The following is a 21,449-nucleotide window of genomic DNA, read 5'->3' as shown; positions in this document are numbered from 1 at the left end:
CCATAAGGGTGTCATCAGACCCGGCGACCCAAAGCGCCCCGTGGATCGGGGCCGGGTTAGCGAGGGAAAGAGGTGAACCGCATGCAGGGGGTCGTCGTGTACGGCGCGCAAAAGCGGTATCATCGAGACAGGTTAATCGAGGGAGATTGCGCGTGCAGACTTATCTGGTTGGGGGGGCGGTTCGGGATCGCCTGCTGGGCTTGCCGCAGGGCGACAGGGATCACCTGGTGGTGGGCGCCACTGTGGCGCAGATGCTGGCGCTGGGGTTCACCCAGGTCGGCCGCGACTTCCCGGTGTTTCTCCACCCCAAGACCCAGCAGGAGTATGCCTTGGCCCGCACCGAGCGCAAACAGGGGCAGGGTTACACCGGCTTCGTGTGCCACGCCTCCCCCGAGGTGACGCTCGAACAAGACTTGTTGCGCCGGGATCTCACCATCAACGCCATCGCCGAAGACGAGCACGGACAACTGCACGATCCCTACGGCGGCATGGCCGATCTGGAGGCGCGGCTGTTGCGCCATGTCTCACCGGCCTTTGCCGAGGATCCCCTGCGCATCCTGCGGGTGGCGCGCTTCGCCGCCCGCTTCCATGCCCAGGGTTTCACCGTGGCGCCTGAGACGCTGGCGCTGATGCGGGAGATGACCCAGGCCGGTGAGCTCGCCCACCTGACCCCCGAGCGGGTCTGGAAGGAGTTGGAGAGGGTGCTGCTGGGGCAGACCCCCAGGGTCTTCTTCGAGGTATTGCGCGAGTGCGGCGCCCTCAAGGCGCTGTTCCCCGAGCTGGATGCCCTGTTCGGTGTGCCGGCGCCCGCCAAGTGGCACCCGGAGATCGACACCGGCATCCACACGCTGATGGTGCTGGATCAGGCCTGTCTGCGTTCCCCGGATCTGCCGGTGCGCTTTGCCGCCCTCTGTCACGACTTCGGCAAGGGGCTGACCCCGCCCGAGTTCTGGCCGAGCCATCACGGCCACGGCCAGAAAGGGCTGCCGCTGATCCGGGATTTCTGTGAGCGATTCCGGGTGCCGAACGACTGCCGCGATCTGGCCCTGCTGGTGAGCGATCTGCACACCCATATTCACATCGCGTTCGAACTCAAGCCGGCGACCCTGCTCAAGCTGTTCGACAAGGCCGATGCCTGGCGCAGGCCCGAGCGTTTCGCCCAGCTGCTGGACACCTGCCGCGCCGACTTCCACGGTCGCACCGGGTTCGAGGAGCGGGTCTATGCCGAGCCGGACTATGTGGCGCAGGCGCTCGGCGCGGCCCAGGCGGTGCCGGTCAAGGAGATAGTGGCGGCGGGCTTCAAGGGGGAGGAGATCCGCGAGCAGTTGGCCAAGCGCCGGCTCGATGCCATCAGCCGGGTGCGTGACGAGTGGACCTTTATCGAGGAGTAAGTGCCTCTGTAGGGTCGATTGGTGCAGCGTGATCGGCCGTTTGAGGCAGCGAGGGAGCGTAAAAAAAAGCCCGGGTCAATGACCCGGGCTTTTTGCTGCGTCCTGCCTTAAGAGAAGCAGGCCTGCAGTATGTAGAAGATGACGATGGCAAGGATGGCACCGGCGGGCAGGGTGATGACCCAGGAGACCACGATGTTGCGCAGCACGCCGAGGTTCAGGGCGGCGATACCGCGGGCCAGACCCACCCCCATCACGGCACCCACCAGCGTCTGGGTGGTGGAGATGGGCAGACCGGTACCCGAGGCGATCACCACGGTGGCGGCGGTGGCCAGCTGGGCGGCGAAGCCACGGCTCGGGGTCAGGTGGGTGATGCCGGTGCCGACGGTGGCCATCACCTTCTCGCCCATGGTGGCGAGACCGATGACGATACCGATGCCGCCGAGCGGCAGGATCCACCAGGCGATGGCGGAGTTGCCGCTGATCTGGCCGGCGCTCTGCACTGTGGAGACCACGGCGGAGAGCGGGCCTATGGCGTTGGCCACGTCGTTGGAGCCGTGGGCGAAGGCCATGGCGCAGGCGGTGATCACCATCAGGATGCCGAAGACCTTCTCCACGTTGGCGAAGTGCATCTTGTTGTCATCCTGCGGGTTGTACTGCTGACCGCGAATATAGAACCAGCCCGCGATGGCGAGTGCCACCGAGATGGCGATGGAGAGCATGATGCCCTCGCCATCGCTCAGGTGCAGACCGACGTGGGTCAGTCCCTTCTTGATGGTCACCAGGCAGATGACCAGCGCGGTCAGGAACATGTAGAACGGCACGTAGCGCTTGGCGTTGGCCAGCGGATCATCGGTGTTGAAGATGAGCTTCTGCACGCTGATGAACATGAAGTAGGCGATGATGCCGGAGATGGCCGGCGTGATGATCCAGGAGCCGACGATGCCGCCAAACTTGCTCCATTGCACCGCTTCCGGACCGACGCTCACCACGGCAAAGCCGACGATGGCACCTATGATGGAGTGGGTGGTGGAGACGGGCCAGCCGAAATAGGAGGCCAGGATCAACCAGAGACCCGCCGCCAGCAGGGAGGCAATCATGCCGAGCACCAGCAGATCCGGGGTATCGGTGAAGGCATTGGTATCTATGATGCCGTTACGGATCGTCGCCGTGACCTCGCCACCGGCCAGATAGGCACCGGCAAACTCGAAGATCATGGCGATGATGATCGCCTGACGGATGGTCAGGGATTTGGTGCCGACCGATGTGCCCATGGCATTGGCGACGTCGTTCGCACCTATGCCCCAGGCCATCAAAAAGCCGAACAAGGCCGCCACGAGCACCAGGGTGGTGCCGTAATTTGCGATAATGTCCATTAGTAGTGTTTACCCAGTCAGTCGATTACGAACGAGCCAGCATCAATTCCAGACGGGCGCCAACGCGCTCGGCCTGATCAGCCAGGTCACCTACCCATTCGAGGATCTTGTAGAGGAACATAACGTCGATCGGATTGTATTTCTGCTCAACGGCTTGCAGCTGTTGGCGCAGTCCGATCTGCATGGTGTCAGTATCGTCCTCGATAAGATCCAGTTGATGGATCATCTCGGCAACCATTTCAACTTCACGTCCTTTAAAGCCGGTTTCGAGCAGCTCATCGAGTTCTCCGATGGCTTTTTCGGCTTGGGCGGTCGCATCGATACAACGTTTGAGATAGGCCATGAAATCGGCACGCATCTCGGCGGGGAATTCCATTCGACGACCAAGCATGCGGCCGGAGATGTCCTTGGCACGGTTGGCAATCTTGTCCTGCTGAGTCAGCAGTTCCAGCAGATCGGTACGAGCGACAGGCAGAAACAGGCCACGCGGCAGTTTCAGACGAATTTCGCGTTTGAGGATATCCGCTTCTTTTTCCAACTGGGCGATCTGTTGCCGGATCTTCTCGGCATCTTCCCAGCGGTCTTCGGCAACGGCATCAAAGAAGGGAATGAGCTGTTCGCAGCACACGTGAACCTTGACGATATGCTTCTGCAGCGGCTTGATGGGGGACTTGGCAAAAAGACCCAAAATAGTATTTACTGGCATGGCCAAACCTGTGTCGGTGAAAAAACACTCGATACGATTTTATGAGGGGCGCAGGATAACCGAACTGTGCCATCAATAAAACCGTGAATTAATCCTGACGTATCGCTGGCATTATATCCTCGCGATCCGGATCATGCCCCCCAAAGTTGCCTGCCAGCCCGGAATGACTATGCAAACTGAGATCGAGATAAAGTTTTTCATCGCCAGAGACATCCAAGAGTCCCTCTCCAACCTTCTGAATTCACTTGAGATTGTCTCGTCTTCCCGGGTCGAGCTCGGCAATGTCTATTTCGATACGCCCGAGCTGGATTTGCGTCGACTCGACATGGGATTGCGTATCCGCCGCAGCGATAAATTTTCTGAACAAACCATCAAATGCCGGGGCCAGGTGGTCGGCGGACTGCATGCCAGGCCCGAATACAATGCCCCCGTGAGCGGCGCACTGCCGACCCTGGCCGCCTTCCCCACGGAGATCTGGCCCAGCCTCGAGGTGCGTGACGCGCTCCAGGGCCTGCTGGTTGCCCAGTTCAGGACCGACTTCGTGCGCCGTTACTGGCTGATCGCCTTCGAGGGCGCCGAGATCGAACTGGCCTGGGATCGGGGGGAGATCGTCGGCTCCCTGGGGCGCAGCGAGATCGATGAGCTGGAGCTGGAGCTCAAGTCCGGCACGGCGAACGCCCTGTTCGCCCTGGCGGCGCGGCTGGCCGGGCTGGGCGGCGTCAGGCTGGGGGCACAGTCCAAGGCGCAGCGGGGCTACCGGCTGGCGGGGCTCGGCAAGCCCCTGGCTGTGCAGCCCTTGCCAGATGTCGGCGGCCTCGCCGCCGCGGCCTGCATCACCCTCGGCCTGCAACACTGGCAGCATCATGAGCAGCTCTGGCTGGAGTCTGAGGGGGTCGAGCGGCAGCAGGCACTGGCGGGGATCTTGCAGGGAGTGACCCTGCTGAGCGAGGCGGCGGCGACCCTGGCGGTGGCGCCATCCTGGCTACCGCCGCTCCTGGCCCGGCACGCCTCGCTGGCGCAAGAGGCGGACGGCGAACGGCTGTCGGCCCTGCTCCACGGCGCCGATTACGTGGGGCTGCAACTGGCCATCGCGGCCTGGCTGCACCTGGGCCATTGAGGCCATAGTCAGATAGCAAAAAACAGATAGCAAAAAGGTGAGCCTGGGCTCACCTTTTTTTTTGTGCTCGAACGGTAGCCGGCGGTCAGTTCACCACGGCCACGTTGATGCTGCCGTTGCCCTGGGTCATGCGCACGCGGGCACCGGGTACGAAGGTCGGGCTGGCTTTTTGCACCACCACGATGGATTCGCCGTTCTCTTTCTTGATCTCGAGTTCGACCCCGTCGACCTGATTGAGCTTGTCACCGGCGGCCTTGCCTGCGGCGGCACCGGCGATGGCACCCCCGGCGGCGGCGATGTCACTGCCCCGGCCCCCGCCTATGGTGCTGCCGAGCAGGCCACCGACCACGGCGCCACCCAGGGTGCCGAGCAGGGAGTTCTCGTCGGCCTGGATCTTGACCGGGCGGGTGGAGAGGATGGTGCCGTAGCTGACGGTCTGCACCTGTTTGGCGCGATCCTTGGTGTAGACGTCGCCGGAGTAGACGTCGCTGTTGGCACAGCCGGTGATGGCGGTGGTCGCGGCCAGCAGGGTAACGAGAGTAATGCGTTTCAACATGATGAGCCTCCTGGGCGGGCATCTGGTTAATCTGGTTGCTGGATCTGACTTTACGCCAACCGGATTGCGCATGAAACCCGCAAAGTGTAACCAATTATGTGATTTCGGGACCGCCCAGCCCGGCCGGGGATCAGCCCAGCCGCTTTTCCAGCAGCAGGCGATCCTCACCCGGGCCAAAGTAGTCCCGCTCCTCGCTCAGCTGCACATAGCCGAGGCGAAAGTAGAGGCGCTGGGCCGGATTGACCGGGTCGACGGTCAGCCTGACCCGCTCGACCCGCAGCCCTGCCAGCGCCTGCTCGACCCGCAGCATCATGCGTTCGGCCAGGCCAAAACCGCGCGCCTCCGGCAGCACGGCCAGGGAGAGCAGCCAGCCTTGCGAGCTATCCTGTCCCAGGCCGCCCAGGGCATAGCCAAGCAGCCTGCCATCCAGCTCCGCCACCAGCAGCAGCTCGGGCCACAGATCCATGGCCTGGCGGAAGAAGAAGCCGGGATAGACATCCTCCCCGAAGACGCTGACATCGAGCTGCCAGATGGCGTGCATGTCGGTGTGGCGGGCCACTCTCAAAACGGGGGGCTGGTGCATCTTGGCTCCTGGGATCCGGTACGCGCTGCCGTTCGGCAGTCAAAAGAGCCACAGGGTAGTGAGCCCGTTCGCACGATGCAAGCGATCTGGCGGACGGCATCGAGGGATCAGGGCGGCAGCGGCCTGCCGTGGGGGCGCCTGGGGGCCTTGCGGCGGCTGTCCAGCAGATGGCGCAGGGCGAGCCAGGGGTGATGCCACAGCATGCGAGGACCGCTCCACTTCATGATCAGCTGGATCTGCTTGCGCATGGCGGGGGCATAACAGTGGATGTCGCACTTGGCGCAGGTCGGTTTGTGGCCGTGACCATAACGGCAGCGCCGCAGGCGCTGGTGGGCGAATTCCTGCAACTGCTGGCAGTGCCGGCAGTCGCTGTCCTGGTGGTGATGGTGGCAGTAGAGGCGGATCATGGCGCTGACCGTCAACTGCTCCCGCCTGAGCCTGGGATGCTCGGGTGCCTGGCTGGCACCGGCACTGCGACGAGTGCCTGGTTGATTGGAGTTCATGGCTGCCATTGTCCCGACCTGCTCGCAACGGGTGTTGATACAGGTCAAAGCCATGGGCAAAAAAACAGGGCTCTTGGGCCCTGTGTCGTCAGACAACCTCGATTGTCTGCGATTAGATGAGGCTGGTTGCCTGCTCCAGCCAGGCGAGATCCTCGCCGTCCAGCAGCGGGCTCAGGCGGCGGAAGACTTCCACATGGTAGTCGTTGATCCAGCGGAACTCGGCCGGGCTCAACAGGCTGCGATCGATGAGACGCGTATCGAACGGCACATAGGTCAGCCGCTCGAAGCCGAGCATCGGCAACTCACCGATCTGCTCCTGCTCGGTCACCACCACCAGGTTCTCACAGCGAATGCCGAACGCATTCTCCCGGTAGTAGCCCGGCTCGTTGGAGAGCACCATGCCCGGCTGCAACGGCACCAGGCTGCCTTTGGGGGCGATGCGCTGCGGGCCTTCGTGCACGCTCAGGAAGTGGCCGACGCCGTGACCTGTGCCGTGGTCGTAGTTGTAACCGGCCTGCCACAGCGGCATGCGGGCCAGCACGTCGAGCTGGATGCCGGCGGTGCCGCGGGGGAAGCGGGCCTGATCCAGGGCGATGTGACCCTGCAGCACCCGGGTGAACATGGCCTTGTGCTCATCCGTCACCTCACCCACCTTGAGGGTGCGGGTGATGTCGGTGGTGCCGTCCAGATACTGAGCACCGGAGTCCACCAGATAGATGCTGTCCTGGCCGAAGGCGCGCGGCACGCCATTGGTGTGACGGTAGTGGCACATGGCGGCGTTGGGGCCGAGCGCGGAGATGGTGTCGAAGCTCGGCTCCACATAGTGATCCTGCTCGCGGCGGAAGGCTTCCAGCCGATCGGCCAGGGTGCCCTCATCCACCCCCTCGAACTCGCCGGCGGCGATCAGGCGATCCAGCCAGGCGAGGAAGCGGGTGACGGCGACGCCATCGCGCAGGTGGGCACGCTGCATGCCAGCCAGCTCCACTTCGTTCTTGCACGCCTTGGGCAGCATGGTCGGATCCTGACCGGCCACCAGGATGGCGCCCGCCTCTTCCATGGTGAGCTGGGTCCAGGCGTTGGCGGTGTTCGGATCGGCCAGCACCTTCTGCTGATCTTCCCCGATGCGCTGCAGCACGTCACCCAGCTTGTCGATGGGATAGACGGAGACATCCTGTCCCACGTGACGGGAGAAGGCGACGCAGTCGATCTTGTCGGTGTCGACGAAGAAATCCATGCTGGTGTTGGCGTAGAGCACGGCAAAGCCCAGCACCACCGGCAGACGCTCCACGTCGCTGCCGCGCAGGTTGAGCAGCCAGTTGATGGGCTCGGCCTGGGTCAGCAGCACCGCATCCAGGCCGCGCTTGCGCAGATCGCTCGCCAGCAGCTCGCGCTTGGCCTGGCTCGACTGGCCCGCCAGCTCCTCGCTGTAGAGGATGACCGGGGTCTTGGTCGGGGCGGGGCGATCGGCCCAGTGCAGATCGATGAGGTTCTCCTCGACCCGGACCAGCGCGATGCCGCGCTCGCTCAGTAGCGCCTTGGCGTTCTGGTACCAGGCCAGGCTGTGCAGCCGGGCGTCGAAGCCGACCCGGGCGCCGGACGGTAGCTGCTCTGCCAGCCACTGCACGTGGGGATCTTCGTTCAGGTGAAGAAACTCAAACAGCTCGGCCGGTGCCTGCAGGCGGGCCTGCACCGTATAACGACCGTCGATGAACAGGGCCGCCCGCTGCGCCATGATGATGGCGAGCCCGGCGGAGCCGTTGAAACCCGTGATCCAGTCCAGACGTTCGGCGTAGGCGGGGATGTACTCCCCCAGGTGCTCGTCGTCGTGGGGGACGATGAAGGCGTCCAGCTCCAACGTGGCCAGAGTGGTCCTGACCTGGGCGACGCGGGTTTCAATAATCTCGAAATGGTTCATGTCGTTAATGCCAGATTGTGGTGAGGTGAGTGTTCACTGGTGGTGGCCGTTGGCCAGGATCTGCTTGACCGACTGGCCTGCCGCCTCGATGTGTTGCTTGAGCAGTACCACGGCCTCGTGCTTGCGACGGGCGCGGCACAGCTCCAGCAGCTTGGCGTGTTCGCGTTCGGCCTTGTCTATGCCGCCCTGAGCAAACAGCAGCTCGAAGCGCACATAGCGATCGCAGCTCAGATTGATCTGGGCGATCAGCTCCAGTGCCCGGGGGCGATTGGCGGCCTGATAGAGGGTGGCGTGAAAACGGTGGTTCAATTCGGCCCAGTGTTCTATCTGGGTGCCCGATTCGAGTGCCTGATCAAACTGGGCCAGGATGGCTTGCGCCTGGGCGAAGGTCTCCTCCGTCATCATGTCGACGGCGTGGAACAGGGTATCGGCTTCCAGCAGGGCTCGCAAATAAAAGAGCTCCTCGATGGCCGAGGCCTCCAGCATGGTGACCACGGCGCCGCGATGGGCCTCGAATTTCACCAGCCCCTGCGCCTCCAGCTGCATCAGCGCCTCCCGCACCGGAATGCGGCTCACCGCCAGCTCCTTGGCGATGGCGTCCTGGCGCAGCGGGGCGCCGGCGGGAAATTCACCGCGCAGGATCCGGCCGCGGAGGTTCTCCATCACCATCTGGGTGCGGGTCTGATAGGGTGGGTTCATGCTCGGGTCACAGGGCGTCGTTACAAAATTGTATATTGTATACAGTTGGCTGAATCTAACGCGCAACCGTCGGCAAGGCAAGGCATGGCGGGGGCCAAAGGTCGGGTATTGGTCAAAAAAATACCGGCCAGCGAGGCTGACCGGTATGGGATGACAGTAACCGACGGGTGCTGGCGTTACAGCTGCGGGCCCGCGGCGACCAGGCGTTTGCCCTCGTCGGTGTCGGTGAAGCGCTCGAAGTTCTTGATGAAACGCTCGGCCAGATCGACCGCCTTGGCATCCCACTCGGCCTGGTCGGCATAAGTGTCGCGCGGGTCTAGGATGGCCGGGTTCACATCGTGCAGTGCGGTCGGCACTTCCAGGTTGAAGATCGGCAGGGTCTTGGTCTGCGCCTTCTCGATGGAGCCATCCAGGATGGCGTCGATGATGGCACGGGTATCCTTGATGGAGATCCGTTTGCCGGTGCCGTTCCAGCCGGTGTTGACCAGGTAGGCCTCGGCGCCGGCGGCTTCCATCCGTTTTACCAGCTCCTGGCCGTACTTGGTCGGGTGCAGGCTGAGGAAGGCCGCGCCGAAGCAGGAGGAGAAGGTCGGGGTCGGCTCGGTGATGCCGCGCTCGGTACCGGCCAGCTTGGCGGTGAAGCCGGACAGGAAGTGATACTTGGTCTGCTCCTTGGTCAGCTTGGCGACCGGGGGCAGAACCCCGAAGGCATCGGCGGTCAGGAAGATCACCTTGGTGGCATGACCCGCCTTGGAGACCGGCTTGACGATGTTCTCGATGTGATAGATGGGGTAGGAGACCCGGGTGTTCTCGGTGCGGGAGCCGTCGTTGAAGTCGATGGTGCCATCGGCGGCCACGGTCACGTTCTCCAGCAACGCATCGCGACGGATGGCGTTGTAGATGTCCGGCTCGGCTTCTTTGGAGAGCTTGATGGTCTTGGCGTAGCAGCCGCCCTCGAAGTTGAACACGCCGTCATCGTCCCAGCCGTGCTCGTCATCGCCGATCAGCTGACGCTTGGGATCGGTGGAGAGGGTGGTCTTGCCGGTGCCGGACAGGCCGAAGAAGATGGCCACGTCGCCGTCCTGACCCACGTTGGCGGAGCAGTGCATGGAGGCCATGCCGCGCAGGGGCAGGAAGTAGTTCATCATGGAGAACATCCCCTTCTTCATCTCGCCACCGTACCAGGTGCCGCCGATGAGCTGGATCTTCTCGGTCAGATTGAAGGCGACGAAGTTCTCGGAGTTGAGCCCCTGTTCCTGCCAGTTCGGGTTGGTGCACTTGGCACCGTTCATCACCACGAAGTCCGGCTTGAAGCCCTTCAGCTCCTCGTCGCTCGGGCGAATGAACATGTTCTTGACGAAGTGAGCCTGCCAGGCCACCTCGGTGATGACGCGTACCGCCAGGCGGGTATCCGGGTTGGCGCCACAGTAGCCATCCACCACGAACAGACGCTTGCCGGAGAGCTGTTTGGTCACCAGGGATTTTAGATGTGACCAGACTTCCGGGCTCAGTGCCTTGTTATCGTTTTTACCCTGGTCAGACCACCATACAGTGTTCTGGGTAGTGGCGTCCTTGACGATATATTTATCTTTTGGGGAACGGCCGGTAAAGATGCCGGTGTTGACATTGACTGCGCCCAGCTCGGTGACGACACCGCGCTCGAATCCTTCCAGGTCTGGGCGGGTCTCTTCTGCGAAAAGCTGCTCATAGGAGGGGTTGCGAACGATTTCTTGGCTGTTTTTGATGCCGTACTGGTCTAGTTGTAATTGTTGGGCCAGGGTGGGTTCTGCCACGATAGTCATTATGTTCTCCTGGGTTCAGAGGTTTGTAGGGTTCTATCTGGCTTTCATGCTACCACCTAGGTGGTAGATTTTAGCGATCGCCATCAAACTTTATAAAATAGGGTATTTTTTTGTTATTTAAGTTAAAGGCGGGTTTGACCCGCCTTCATTTAGTGTAACTTGTTTGCATCATTATCGGGAGCCCTGCTGAACAGGGTTTCGATGTCTATTCCATCGAATTGGTACTCTGCGCCGCAATAGTCGCAGTGCATGTCGATCTTGCCGAGCTCCTGCACCATGGCCAGAGCTTCCTCCTTCTCTATCTGCAGCAGGGCCCCTTCGCAGCGGGCGCGGGAGCAGGTGCAGCGGAACTCGATCGCCTGGGGATCGAACACCCGCACCTTGTCCTGGTGATAGAGGCGGTAGAGGATCTCCTCGGCCTCCAGGCCAAACAGCTCTGCGTCCTTGATGGTGCTGGTGAGCTGGATTAGATGATCGAAGTCGGCGCTGTGATCCTCGCTCTGGGCCGGCAGCTCCTGCAGCAGGATGCCGGCGGCGCGGGGGCTCCCCTCATGATGACCGGTGCGGATCCAGAGCCGGGTGGCGAGTTGCTCGGACTGAGCGAAGTACTGCTCAAGGCAGCCGGCCAGGGTGTCGGATTCGAGGGCGATGATGCCCTGATAGCGCTCGCCCTGCTCCGGGCTGATGGTGATCACCAGCTGGCCGTTGCCGATCAGGCTCTGCAGCTTGCCATCGCTCGGCAGGTCGCCTTCGTAGCGGGCGACGCCACGCAACTGCTGGTTGTGATCGCCGTTGATCACCGCCAGGCGAACCGGACCGTCCCCTTGCAACTGCACCGTGATGGAGCCTTCAAACTTGAGGGTGGCGGTCAGCAGGCTGGTGGCGACCAGCAGTTCACCCAACAACTTTTGCACCTGCACCGGGTAGTTCTGGGCTTCCACGATGTGGCGGTAGGTGCTGTCCAGCTGGACCAGCTCCCCACGCACTTCGTACTCTTCGAACAGATAGCGATACAGGAGATCTTGGTTACTCATCATGCATTCCTAGGGTCTTCGGTGGTGTAAATTGATAAATATTTTGTTAAACAGGCGGTTAGGAACTTATCTAGCCGCCTGGCGTCATAAAAGGGCCATCAAGGTGGACTAATATTGTTTGACCTTGAGCAGCTGGCGCCGTTCCTGCTTGTCGGGACGACGCTCGGGGCTTGGGGCAAACTGGCTGTTGAAACGCCGCGCCTCGTTGTTCTGGGCCCGTTTCTTCAGGCTCTCCTCGGTCTCTTCATAGAGCTGCTGGGCGAGGGGGGCCGACTTGCGCTGCTCGCTGACTTGCAGCACTCTGACTTCCCGCTCGTCCTGGCCTTGCCAGAAGCGGATGAGGGCGCCGGTTTCGACTATCTTTCCCGGCTTGCTGCGCTGGCCGTTATAATGCACCTTGCCGCCATCTATCTGGTCCCGGGCCAGGCTGCGGGTCTTGTAGAAACGCGCGGCCCACAACCATTTGTCGAGACGGACCTGGATTGTGCTTTCTGCTGGATTCGCCATGAATCGACTCCGGGATGGCTGAAAGGGGAGCTTGATTATACCAGAGGCAGGCCCCTGGATAGAAACAGGGGGACAGGGTGTGACGGGATCTGGATTTTCACCGCGTCATCCCATCCGGTCGGTTGTCTCTGGGTCCATTGCCGTACACAATAGCCAATCGATATGGATGCCAGAATATTTTGAGAAACATGACGCTACCGTTCAGGGGTGATTTATTCAGTGCCCTTCTGGCTCGTTGCAACCGCGTGCCACTCTCCCGTTTCAGCCAACCGCTGTTCTGGTTGCTGCTGCTGCTGTTGGCCCATCAGTGTGCCGGCCTTACCTGGCGTCTGTTCGATCTGACTCAGTCTTCGCGTAATCCCGCCTGGCAGCCATCGGTCGTGGCCGGTCAGGGAGGCGAAGCCTCCCGCCTCGATCTCAGCAATGTCAGCCGGCTCTCCCTGTTTGGCAAGGCGCCGCAGCAGGCCCAGGCGGCCGATGTGGCCGCGGCCGTCGCGGCGGATGCCCCCAAGACCCAGCTCAACGCCCAGCTCAACGGGGTATTGGCGAGCTCTGACTCCACCAAATCCATCGCCATCATCGCCCACAACGGTCTGCAAAACTCCTATGGCATCGGCGATTACATCGACGGTACCCAGGCCAAGATCCGGCAGGTGTTTGCCGATCGGGTCATCATTGCCCGCGATGGCCGTGACGAGACCCTGATGCTGGATGGCGAGGAGTACGGCAAACCGCTGCCCAAGGTGGCGCGCCAGGCTGGTCAGCTCTCCTCGGTGCGCAGCGAATTGATGAGCAACCCTGGCAAGATCACCGATTATCTCAATATCTCCCCGGTCCGGGTCGATGGCCGCATGGTCGGCTATCGTCTCAACCCGGGCAGCAAACCTGAACTGTTCACTCAACTCGGACTGGTCGCCAACGATCTGGCGGTCAGTATCAATGGCCTGGATCTGCGGGATAACGCACAGGCCATGCAGGCTATGCAACAAGTGGCTGGCGCCACGGAAATGACCGTCACCGTCGAACGGCAAGGACAGCTCTACGATGTGTATGTCGGCTTGTCAGAATAATGAATTGGAGTAGCACCAAGAATGATAAATAAAGGGAAAGGCTGGCGTCTGGCCACGGTTGCGGCGGCCTTGATGATGGCAGGCTCCGCCTGGGCCACCGAGTATGCCGCCAGTTTCAAGAATGCCGATATCGAAGAGTTCATCAACACGGTCGGCAAGAACCTGAACAAGACCATCATCATAGAGCCCTCGGTGCGCGGCAAGATCAATGTCCGCAGTTACGATCTGCTCAATGAGGATCAGTACTACCAGTTCTTCCTGAGCGTGCTCGACGTCTATGGCTTCGCCGTGGTGCCCATGAACAACGGGGTGCTCAAGGTGGTGCGCTCCAAGGATGCCAAGACCTCTTCCATCCCGGTGGTGGACGACAGCAACCCTGGCGTGGGTGACGAGATGGTGACCCGGGTGGTGCCGGTGCGCAACGTCTCGGTGCGCGAACTGGCGCCCCTGTTGCGCCAGCTCAACGACAACGCCGGCGGCGGCAACGTGGTGCACTACGAGCCCTCCAACGTGCTGCTGATCACCGGCCGTGCCGCCGTGGTGAATCGTCTGGTCGAGGTCGTGCGCCGGGTAGACCGGGCCGGCGATCAGGACATGGACGTCATCAAGCTGAGATATGCCTCGGCCGGCGAGATGGTGCGGCTGGTGACCAACCTCAACAAGGATGGCAACAACCAGGGGGCCAACGCCTCCATACTGCTCTCTCCCAAGGTGGTGGCGGACGAGCGCACCAACTCGGTGGTGATCAGCGGTGAGCCCAAGGCGCGGGCCCGTATCATCCAGATGGTGCGTCAGCTCGACAAGGATCTGCAGAGTCAGGGCAACACCCGGGTCTTCTACCTGAAATATGGCAAGGCCAAGGATCTGGTGGATGTGCTCAAGGGGGTCAGCTCCAGCATCGCGGCCGACAAGAAGGGCGGTACTGCGGCGGCTGCCACCGGCGGTGCCAGCATAGGTGGCGGCCAACTGGCCATCTCCGCCGACGAGACCACCAATGCGCTGGTGATCACCGCCCAGCCGGACGTGATGGCCGAGCTGGAGCAGGTCATCGCCAAGCTCGACATCCGCCGTGCCCAGGTGCTGGTGGAGGCGATCATCGTCGAGATCCAGGACGGCGACGGCCTGAACCTCGGGGTGCAGTGGGCCAATGCCAACGGCGGCGGCACCCAGTTCACCAATACCGGTCTGCCGATCGGGCCGGCCATCATCGCGGGCAAGGACTACAAGGACAACGGCAACACCGAGGGGCTCGAGAACCTGCTTGGCAGCTTCAGCGGCATGGCCGCCGGCTTCTACAAGGGCGACTGGGCCATGCTGGTGACGGCGCTGTCGACCAACACCAAGAACGACATCCTCTCGACCCCGAGCATAGTCACCATGGACAACCACGAAGCCTCCTTCAACGTCGGCCAGGAAGTGCCGGTGCAGAGTGGCTCCCAGAGTTCCACCACCAGCGATCAGGTGTTCAACACCATAGAGCGCAAGACGGTGGGGACCAAGCTGGTGGTGACGCCCCAGATCAACGAAGGGGACTCCGTCTTGCTCAACATAGAGCAGGAGGTCTCCAGCGTGGCCCAGGCCCAGGCGGCCGGGACTGCCAACCTGGGTCCGACCTTCGATACCCGTACCGTCAAGAACGCGGTGCTGGTCAAGAGTGGCGAAACCGTGGTGCTGGGCGGCCTGATGGATGAGCAGACCAAGGAGCAGGTCTCCAAGGTCCCGCTGCTGGGGGACATTCCGGTGCTGGGCTACCTGTTCCGCTCCACCTCCAACACCACCGCCAAGCGCAACCTGATGGTGTTTATCCGACCGACCATCTTGCGGGATGCCAACGTCTACTCCGGCGTCTCCAGCAACAAGTACACCCTGTTCCGCGCCGAGCAGCTGAACCTGGCAGCCGAGGAGGGCTATGCCACCTCGCCGGCCCGCCAGGTGCTGCCCGCCTATGGTCAGGACGTGATGCTCTCCCCTGAGGTGCAGAAACAGATAGAGCTGATGAAGGCCCAGCAGCAGGCGACCGCCACCGGGGCGCATTCCCAGGTGCAACAGGCGCCGGCCCAGGGGCAACCCTTCGTGCAGGGGCAGCCCTGATGGCGGCCTACCAACTCGATGGATCCGACTTGCCGGCGGCGCTGCCCGAGCTGCCGTTTGCCTTCGCCCGCAACTTCGGGGTGATCCTGACCGAGCGGCAGGGCGCCCCCCTGCTGTTCTGTCGTCAGGGCGTCGCGCCGCAGACTCTGCTGGAGGTGCGGCGCGTGGCGGGCTGCAACTTCGCGGTAGAGCAGCTGGGCAGCGACGAATTCGAAGATCTGCTGACGGCCCATTACCAGCGTGACTCCTCCGAGGCACGCCAGCTGATGGAGGATCTCGGCAACGAGATGGACTTCTTCGCCCTGGCGGAGGAGTTGCCCCAGAGCGAGGATCTGCTCGACGCCGATGACGATGCCCCCATCATCCGCCTCATCAACGCCATGTTGAGCGAGGCGATCAAGGAGGAGGCGTCCGACATCCACATCGAGACCTTCGAGCGGGTGCTGGTCATCCGGTTCCGCATCGACGGTGTACTGCGGGAGATACTGCGGCCCCACCGCAAGCTCGCCTCCCTGCTGGTGTCGCGCATCAAGGTCATGTCCCGCATGGACATCGCCGAGAAGCGGGTGCCTCAGGACGGGCGCATCTCCCTGCGTATCGGCGGCCGGGCGGTGGACGTGCGGGTCTCGACCATGCCCTCCAGTTATGGCGAGCGGGTGGTGCTGCGTCTGCTCGACAAGAACAACGTGCGGCTCGAGCTCAAGCAGCTCGGCATGACGCTGGCCAATCGCAAGATCATCAGCGAGCTCATTCGCAAGCCTCACGGCATCATCCTGGTGACAGGCCCGACCGGCTCGGGCAAGTCCACCACCCTCTACGCGGCGCTGTCCGAGATCAACTCGCGGGACCGCAACATTCTGACGGTGGAAGATCCCATCGAATATGACCTGGAGGGGGTCGGCCAGACCCAGGTCAACAGCAAGGTCGACATGACCTTCGCCCGCGGCCTGCGCGCCATCCTGCGTCAGGATCCCGACGTGGTGATGGTGGGGGAGATCCGCGATCTGGAGACCGCTCAGATAGCGGTGCAGGCGTCGCTGACCGGTCACCTGGTGATGTCGACCCTGCACACCAACACTGCCATCGGCGCCATCACCCGGATGCGGGACATGGGGATCGAGTCCTTCCTGCTCTCCTCCTCGCTGCTGGCGGTGCTGGCCCAGCGGCTGGTGCGCACCCTCTGCCCGGATTGCCGCACCCAGCACCCCATCACCGAGCAGGAGCGGCTCGCCATGGGCATCGAGCTGGCGCCGGATCAGCTGATGTGGCGCCCGGTCGGCTGCGAGCAGTGCAACCATACCGGCTATCGTGGCCGGACCGGTATCCATGAGCTGGTGGTGATCGACGACACAGTGCGCGAGGCGATCCACGGTGCCAGCGGCGAGCTGGTCATCGAGCGCCTGATCCGGGGCCATACCCCCAGCATCCGCCGCGATGGCATCGACAAGGTGCTGCTGGGCCAGACCAGTCTGGAAGAGGTATTGCGGGTGACCCGGGAGGATTGATCTCGTCCGGCACAGGCAAGCTGCCCAAGGGGCAGAGCCAAATCCAGGAAGAGGTGCTGCGCGTGACCCGGCAAGATTGACCGGCACATCGGCATTTGAATAGCATCACGGCGCCAGCGCAGGAGAGCAACAGGATTGGCAGCATTTGAATACAAGGCCCTCGACGGCCGGGGCAGACAGAAATCCGGGGTGATGGAAGGTGACTCCGCCCGCCAGATACGCCAGCTGCTGCGCGAGCAGGGGCTGACCCCGCTCGAGGTGAACGAGACCACCGAGAAGGCGAAGCGGGAGGCGAATCGCTTCGTGCTGTTCCGGCGCGGGGCGTCCACCTCCGAGCTGGCGTTGATCACCCGTCAGCTGGCGACCCTGGTGGGAGCCGGCCTCACCATAGAGGAGGCGCTGCGGGCGGTGGCCGAGCAGTGCGAGAAGGCTCATCTGCGCAGCCTGGTGGCGACGGTGCGCAGCAAGGTGGTGGAGGGCTACTCCCTTGCCGACTCCCTTGGCGCCTTTCCCCATGTGTTCGATCAGCTGTTTCGCTCCATGGTAGCGGCCGGGGAGAAGTCCGGGCACCTGGAGAAGGTGCTGAACCGGCTCGCCGATTACACCGAGCAGCGCCAGCATATGCGCACCAAGCTGTTGCAGGCGATGATCTACCCCATAGTGCTCACCCTGGTGGCGGTGGGGGTCATCTCCATACTGCTCACCGCCGTGGTGCCCAAGGTGGTGGCCCAGTTCGAGCACATGGGCCAGCAGCTGCCGGCGACCACCCGTTTCCTCATCGGTACCAGCGAGCTGATGCAGCACTACGGACTCTGGTTCCTGCTGCTGCTGTTTATCGGTGGCTTTGTCTGGCGCTGGTGGCTCAGCGACGAGACCCGGCGCCGCCACTGGCACGGGGTGTTGCTGCGCCTGCCGGTGATAGGCCGGGTCAGCCGCGGCCTCAACACCGCCCGCTTCGCCCGCACCTTAAGCATCCTCAACGCCAGCGCGGTGCCGCTGCTGGAGGGGATGAAGATCGCCGGCGAGGTGCTCTCCAACGACTTCGCCCGCAACCGGATCGGCGAGGCGACCGAGCGGGTGCGCGAGGGGACCAGCCTGCGCAAGGCACTGAATGAAACCAAGATTTTCCCGCCCATGATGCTGCACATGATCGCCTCAGGCGAGCAGAGCGGCGAGCTCGACAGCATGCTGGAGCGGGCGGCAGACAACCAGGACAGGGAGTTCGAAACCCAGGTGAACATCGCCCTCGGGGTGTTCGAACCCATGCTGGTGGTCTCCATGGCTGGGGTGGTGCTGTTTATCGTGATGTCGATCCTGCAGCCGATCCTCGAGCTCAACAACATGGTCAACCTGTGATGGGGAGGGCGAAGGCCGTCACCACCAGGGGGACCGAACACGATCACATGATCATTTTCCGATGACACACGTCATCTCATTCGTTAGGGAGTCATAGCAATGCACAAGCGTCGTCAAGCCGGTTTTACCCTGCTGGAAGTCATGGTGGTCATCGTGATCCTGGGGATCCTGGCCAGTCTGGTGGTGCCCAATCTGATGGGCAACAAGGAGAAGGCGGATCAGCAGAAGGCGGTTTCCGACATAGTCGCGCTGGAGAATGCCCTCGACATGTACAAGCTGGACAACAACCGCTACCCGACCACGGAGCAGGGCCTGGATGCGCTGGTCAACAAGCCGACCGCCGCCCCTGAGCCGCGCAGCTACCGGGAAGGGGGCTACATCAAGCGCCTGCCGCAGGATCCCTGGGGCAACCAGTACCAGCTGCTGAGCCCGGGCCAGTTTGGCAAGCTCGACATCTTCAGCACCGGGCTGGATGGCGAGGCCGGTACCGATGATGACATCGGCAACTGGAACCTGAAGGATTTCCAATAAGTGGCTGACTGCGCCGTTCTCCAGATCTTGCTGGCGAGGCTGTCGTGAGGTTGGCGTCGACCCGTCGTCAGGCGGGCTTTACCCTGCTGGAAGTCTTGCTGGTCGCCATGCTGATGGGGCTGGTGGCCACCGCCGTCACCCTCAGCATGGGGGGAGCCAAGGGGGATCGCGAGCTGGACAAGCAGGCGCGCCGTTTCATGGCGACCCTGCAGCAGGCGCAGGAGTATTCGGTGATGGATGGCCGCCTGGTGGGGCTGAGGGTCGAAGAGCGGAGCTGGCAGTTCATGACGCGTGCGGCCAAGGATCGCAAGTGGCGCGCGCTGACCGACGACAAGATCCTCGGCAAGGTAGAACTGCCGGAGGAGATGACGCTGACCATAGCGCTGGAGGGCTTCAGCTGGAAGACCGACTCGGACGAGAAGACCGAGCAGGGACGAGATGAAGAGGAGCGCACCCCCCAGGTGCTGATCTTCCCCGGTGGCGAGCTCACCCCCTTCGTGCTTAGCCTGAGCCAGCAAAATGACGATGAAAAGTATCTGCGCACCGTCAAGGGGGACGAATTTGGTCACCTCTCCTTGCTGGAAGATGCAGTCGAGGAAGAAGAGTGAAGGCCCGTGGCATGACCTTGCTGGAGGTGATGGTGGCGCTCGCGGTGTTCGCCATCGCCGGGCTGGCGGTGATGAAGACCGCCAGCGAGCATCTCTCCGGCCTCAACTATCTGGAAGAGAAGACGCTGGCGACCTGGGTGGTGGAAAACCAGCTGGTGCAGCAGAAACTCGAGAGCAAGTGGCCCGGCGACAGCTGGGTGGCAGGGGAAGAAGAGATGGCCGGGCAGACCTGGTACTGGCGCTATCGTGGTGTCGCCACCGCCGACAACAATTTCAAGGCGCTGGACGTGGAGGTGCGCACCGAGGCCAAGGCCGAGAGCCCGGTGGCCATGATGCGGACCTATATCAGCCGATGACAGACTTCACTTCGGCCGCCACGATGCGGCACCCATATCGTCAGCCGATGACAGACTTTGCTTCGGCCGCCATGAGGCGGCACCGCCATCGTCATCCGCTGAGGTCGACACGCGAGACTGGCTTCACCCTGTTGGAGATGCTGGTGGCCATCGCCATCTTCGCCAGCCTGAGCATGGGGGCTTATCAGGTGCTGCAGGGGGTACTCACCAGCGACGAGGTAGCCAAGAAGAAGGAGACCCGGCTGGCCGAGCTGCAGCTGGCGTTCGGCCTGCTGGAGCGGGATGTCAGCCAGATGGTGCCCCGCAGCGGTCGCAGCGAGGGGGAGAACAACAAGGTGCTGCTGGCGGCGTCCCGTTTCGGCCAGCAGAGCGACGACTGGGGCATGGCCTTCATTCGCGGCGGCTGGCTCAACCCAGACGGCATACTGCCGCGCTCCGGGCTGCAGCGGGTGGGCTGGCGGCTCAAGGATCAGACCCTGGAGCGGCTGAGCTACCTCTACCCGGATCCTTCCATCGGCACAGAGCCGCGCATCCAGCCGGTGCTGACGCGGGTGACGGCGCTGCGGATCTATTTCTACGACCGTGGGGTCTGGAAGGAGGAGTGGACCCAGCGCGATCTGCTGCCCTATGGGCTGGCGGTAGAGCTGGAGCTGGAAGATTACGGCACCATTCGCCGTCAGTTCCTGATCGGGGCCGGTGGCCAGAGGGCGGAAAATGGGCGCTAACCGTCGATCCCGCCCCGGTCGGCAGGGGGGCATGGCGCTGCTGGTGGTGCTGCTCATCCTGTCGGTGATGGTGATCATCGCCAGCAACATGAGCGGCCGGCTGCAGCTCGAGCTGCGCCGCACCAGCAACCTCACCACCGGCAAGCAGGCCTGGTGGTATGCCATGTCGGCCGAGGCGCTGGTGATCAAGGTGCTCAGCCAGGACTTCAAGGACGACCCCGAGGTGGTGAACCTGGGTCAGAACTGGGCCCGAGAGGATGGTGTCTTCCCGGTGGATGACGGTACCCTGTCCGGTCGGGTGCGGGATCTGCAATCCTGCTTCAATCTCAACAGCCTGAGCGTGCCGAAGAAAGACGGGGAAGACGGCGACGATCTGGAGAAGCAGCCTTACCCGGCCAAGGTATTCCGGGCGCTGCTGGCGGAGCTGGAGGTCGACGAATACGAGGCGGTGCAGCTCACCGATGCCATCCGTGACTGGACCGACAAGGACACCCAGCTGGTGTCCAGCCAGGGGGCCGAGGATGCCTATTACGAGGGGCTCAACCCCCCTTATCTGACGGCCAACCAGTGGCTGCTGAGCACGGATGAATTGCGGGCCGTGCGCGGGGTGAGCGGCGCGCTCTATGCGAGGCTGGCGCCCTATGTCTGCGCCCTGCCCAATGACAAGCTGGAGGTGAACATCAACACCATCAAGCCGGCGCGGGCGGCCCTGCTGGTCGGCCTCTATCAGGGCAGGATCGGGATCGACGAGGCCAGGCAGGCGCTGAGCGGCCGTCCCCAGAAGGGCTGGAAGGAGAAGAAGGAGCTGACGGATCAACTCCAGGTGCTATCGAGCACCATCCCTGGACTCGACGCCGCACTGGTCATCAAGAGCAATTACTTCGAGGCCAGCCTGCTGGCCGAGGTGGGTGATGCACGGGCCCGGCTGGAGACGGTATTCCAGCGCGGCAAGGACAACAAGCTGGTGATGCTGCGCCGTCTGAACAACGGCGCCGAATAACAGGCCGCCGTGCCCTGGCGG

At 62.8% G+C, this 21,449-nt stretch carries 21 protein-coding genes; 11 read left to right on the top strand and 10 right to left on the bottom strand.

The features are described from left to right. The first annotated feature begins 152 nt into the window (after positions 1–152). Positions 153–1,391, top strand: a complete 1,239-nt coding sequence (locus AACW18_RS14875; RefSeq protein WP_218389099.1) for a multifunctional CCA addition/repair protein — start codon at positions 153–155, stop codon at positions 1,389–1,391. Positions 1,392–1,498: 107 nt separating this feature from the next. Here the strand turns inward: AACW18_RS14875 and AACW18_RS14870 are convergent, their stop codons facing one another. Then, entirely contained in the window at positions 1,499–2,764 is a 1,266-nt protein-coding gene (locus tag AACW18_RS14870) for an inorganic phosphate transporter (protein WP_042653143.1), read from the bottom strand. Between the two features lie 25 nt (positions 2,765–2,789). Further along, positions 2,790–3,470 (bottom strand): TIGR00153 family protein, encoded by a 681-nt coding sequence (locus AACW18_RS14865; protein ID WP_042653142.1) that lies wholly within the window; start codon positions 3,468–3,470, stop codon positions 2,790–2,792. Between the two features lie 169 nt (positions 3,471–3,639). Between AACW18_RS14865 and AACW18_RS14860 the strand changes: the two genes are divergently transcribed. After that, a complete protein-coding gene (locus AACW18_RS14860) occupies positions 3,640–4,587 on the top strand; it encodes a CYTH domain-containing protein (protein ID WP_218389098.1) in 948 nt (315 codons plus the stop codon). An 85-nt stretch (positions 4,588–4,672) separates the two neighbouring features. On the opposite strand, the gene AACW18_RS14855 is transcribed toward AACW18_RS14860, so the two are convergent. From AACW18_RS14855 to hslR, 8 genes are all read right to left on the bottom strand, one after another. Then, the gene (locus AACW18_RS14855; protein ID WP_042653140.1) at positions 4,673–5,143 is read right to left on the bottom strand and encodes an outer membrane lipoprotein; all 471 of its coding nucleotides are present in this window, start codon (positions 5,141–5,143) and stop codon (positions 4,673–4,675) included. A 130-nt stretch (positions 5,144–5,273) separates the two neighbouring features. Continuing rightward, positions 5,274–5,726, bottom strand: coding sequence for a GNAT family N-acetyltransferase (locus AACW18_RS14850; RefSeq protein ID WP_042653139.1), 453 nt, complete (start codon positions 5,724–5,726; stop codon positions 5,274–5,276). 107 nt (positions 5,727–5,833) lie between these two features. Beyond that, positions 5,834–6,238 (bottom strand): nitrous oxide-stimulated promoter family protein, encoded by a 405-nt coding sequence (locus AACW18_RS14845; RefSeq protein ID WP_218329403.1) that lies wholly within the window; start codon positions 6,236–6,238, stop codon positions 5,834–5,836. Positions 6,239–6,341: 103 nt separating this feature from the next. Beyond that, the gene (locus AACW18_RS14840) at positions 6,342–8,144 is read right to left on the bottom strand and encodes an aminopeptidase P family protein (protein WP_218389097.1); all 1,803 of its coding nucleotides are present in this window, start codon (positions 8,142–8,144) and stop codon (positions 6,342–6,344) included. Between the two features lie 33 nt (positions 8,145–8,177). After that, the gene (locus AACW18_RS14835) at positions 8,178–8,843 is read right to left on the bottom strand and encodes a GntR family transcriptional regulator (protein ID WP_042653136.1); all 666 of its coding nucleotides are present in this window, start codon (positions 8,841–8,843) and stop codon (positions 8,178–8,180) included. A 176-nt stretch (positions 8,844–9,019) separates the two neighbouring features. Continuing rightward, positions 9,020–10,645, bottom strand: a complete 1,626-nt coding sequence (gene pckA / locus AACW18_RS14830) for a phosphoenolpyruvate carboxykinase (ATP) (protein ID WP_218389096.1) — start codon at positions 10,643–10,645, stop codon at positions 9,020–9,022. 149 nt (positions 10,646–10,794) lie between these two features. Further along, complete coding sequence (hslO, locus tag AACW18_RS14825; RefSeq protein ID WP_042653134.1) at positions 10,795–11,679, bottom strand: Hsp33 family molecular chaperone HslO; 885 nt, start codon at positions 11,677–11,679, stop codon at positions 10,795–10,797. Between the two features lie 108 nt (positions 11,680–11,787). Then, positions 11,788–12,186, bottom strand: coding sequence for a ribosome-associated heat shock protein Hsp15 (gene hslR, locus AACW18_RS14820; protein WP_218389095.1), 399 nt, complete (start codon positions 12,184–12,186; stop codon positions 11,788–11,790). 188 nt (positions 12,187–12,374) lie between these two features. Between hslR and exeC the strand changes: the two genes are divergently transcribed. The 9 genes from exeC to exeK all read left to right on the top strand — a co-directional run bounded on the left by exeC (position 12,375) and on the right by exeK (position 21,428). Next, positions 12,375–13,256 carry a GspC family type II secretion system variant ExeC gene (gene exeC / locus AACW18_RS14815; protein ID WP_305730700.1) on the top strand — a complete coding sequence of 294 codons (882 nt, stop codon included), beginning with the start codon at positions 12,375–12,377 and terminating at the stop codon, positions 13,254–13,256. Between the two features lie 21 nt (positions 13,257–13,277). Next, the gene (gene exeD / locus AACW18_RS14810) at positions 13,278–15,347 is read left to right on the top strand and encodes a GspD family T2SS secretin variant ExeD (RefSeq protein ID WP_218389093.1); all 2,070 of its coding nucleotides are present in this window, start codon (positions 13,278–13,280) and stop codon (positions 15,345–15,347) included. Beyond that, positions 15,347–16,852: a GspE family T2SS ATPase variant ExeE gene (gene exeE, locus AACW18_RS14805; protein ID WP_042653130.1), complete on the top strand. Its 1,506-nt coding sequence runs from the start codon at positions 15,347–15,349 to the stop codon at positions 16,850–16,852. Before exeD ends, exeE begins: the two co-directional genes overlap by 1 nt. A gap of 135 nt (positions 16,853–16,987) precedes the next feature. Then, a complete protein-coding gene (exeF, locus tag AACW18_RS14800; RefSeq protein WP_042653129.1) occupies positions 16,988–18,208 on the top strand; it encodes a GspF family T2SS innner membrane protein variant ExeF in 1,221 nt (406 codons plus the stop codon). A 99-nt stretch (positions 18,209–18,307) separates the two neighbouring features. After that, complete coding sequence (exeG, locus tag AACW18_RS14795) at positions 18,308–18,739, top strand: GspG family T2SS major pseudopilin variant ExeG (RefSeq protein WP_042653128.1); 432 nt, start codon at positions 18,308–18,310, stop codon at positions 18,737–18,739. 44 nt (positions 18,740–18,783) lie between these two features. Beyond that, the gene (gene exeH / locus AACW18_RS14790; protein WP_218389092.1) at positions 18,784–19,347 is read left to right on the top strand and encodes a GspH family T2SS minor pseudopilin variant ExeH; all 564 of its coding nucleotides are present in this window, start codon (positions 18,784–18,786) and stop codon (positions 19,345–19,347) included. Next, the gene (gene exeI / locus AACW18_RS14785; RefSeq protein WP_084228322.1) at positions 19,344–19,703 is read left to right on the top strand and encodes a GspI family T2SS minor pseudopilin variant ExeI; all 360 of its coding nucleotides are present in this window, start codon (positions 19,344–19,346) and stop codon (positions 19,701–19,703) included. Before exeH ends, exeI begins: the two co-directional genes overlap by 4 nt. A gap of 71 nt (positions 19,704–19,774) precedes the next feature. Continuing rightward, the gene (gene exeJ, locus AACW18_RS14780) at positions 19,775–20,428 is read left to right on the top strand and encodes a GspJ family T2SS minor pseudopilin variant ExeJ (RefSeq protein WP_218389187.1); all 654 of its coding nucleotides are present in this window, start codon (positions 19,775–19,777) and stop codon (positions 20,426–20,428) included. Then, positions 20,418–21,428 carry a type II secretion system minor pseudopilin GspK gene (gene exeK, locus AACW18_RS14775; protein WP_218291580.1) on the top strand — a complete coding sequence of 337 codons (1,011 nt, stop codon included), beginning with the start codon at positions 20,418–20,420 and terminating at the stop codon, positions 21,426–21,428. The genes exeJ and exeK overlap by 11 nt, the downstream gene beginning before the upstream one ends. Positions 21,429–21,449 lie beyond the last annotated feature (21 nt).

This window comes from Aeromonas sp. sia0103 (assembly GCF_963895295.1).
In the GTDB taxonomy this organism is placed as follows: domain Bacteria; phylum Pseudomonadota; class Gammaproteobacteria; order Enterobacterales; family Aeromonadaceae; genus Aeromonas; species Aeromonas encheleia.
Note: the sequence above shows the minus strand (reverse complement) of the source record. Positions and strands in the feature narration are given on the sequence as shown.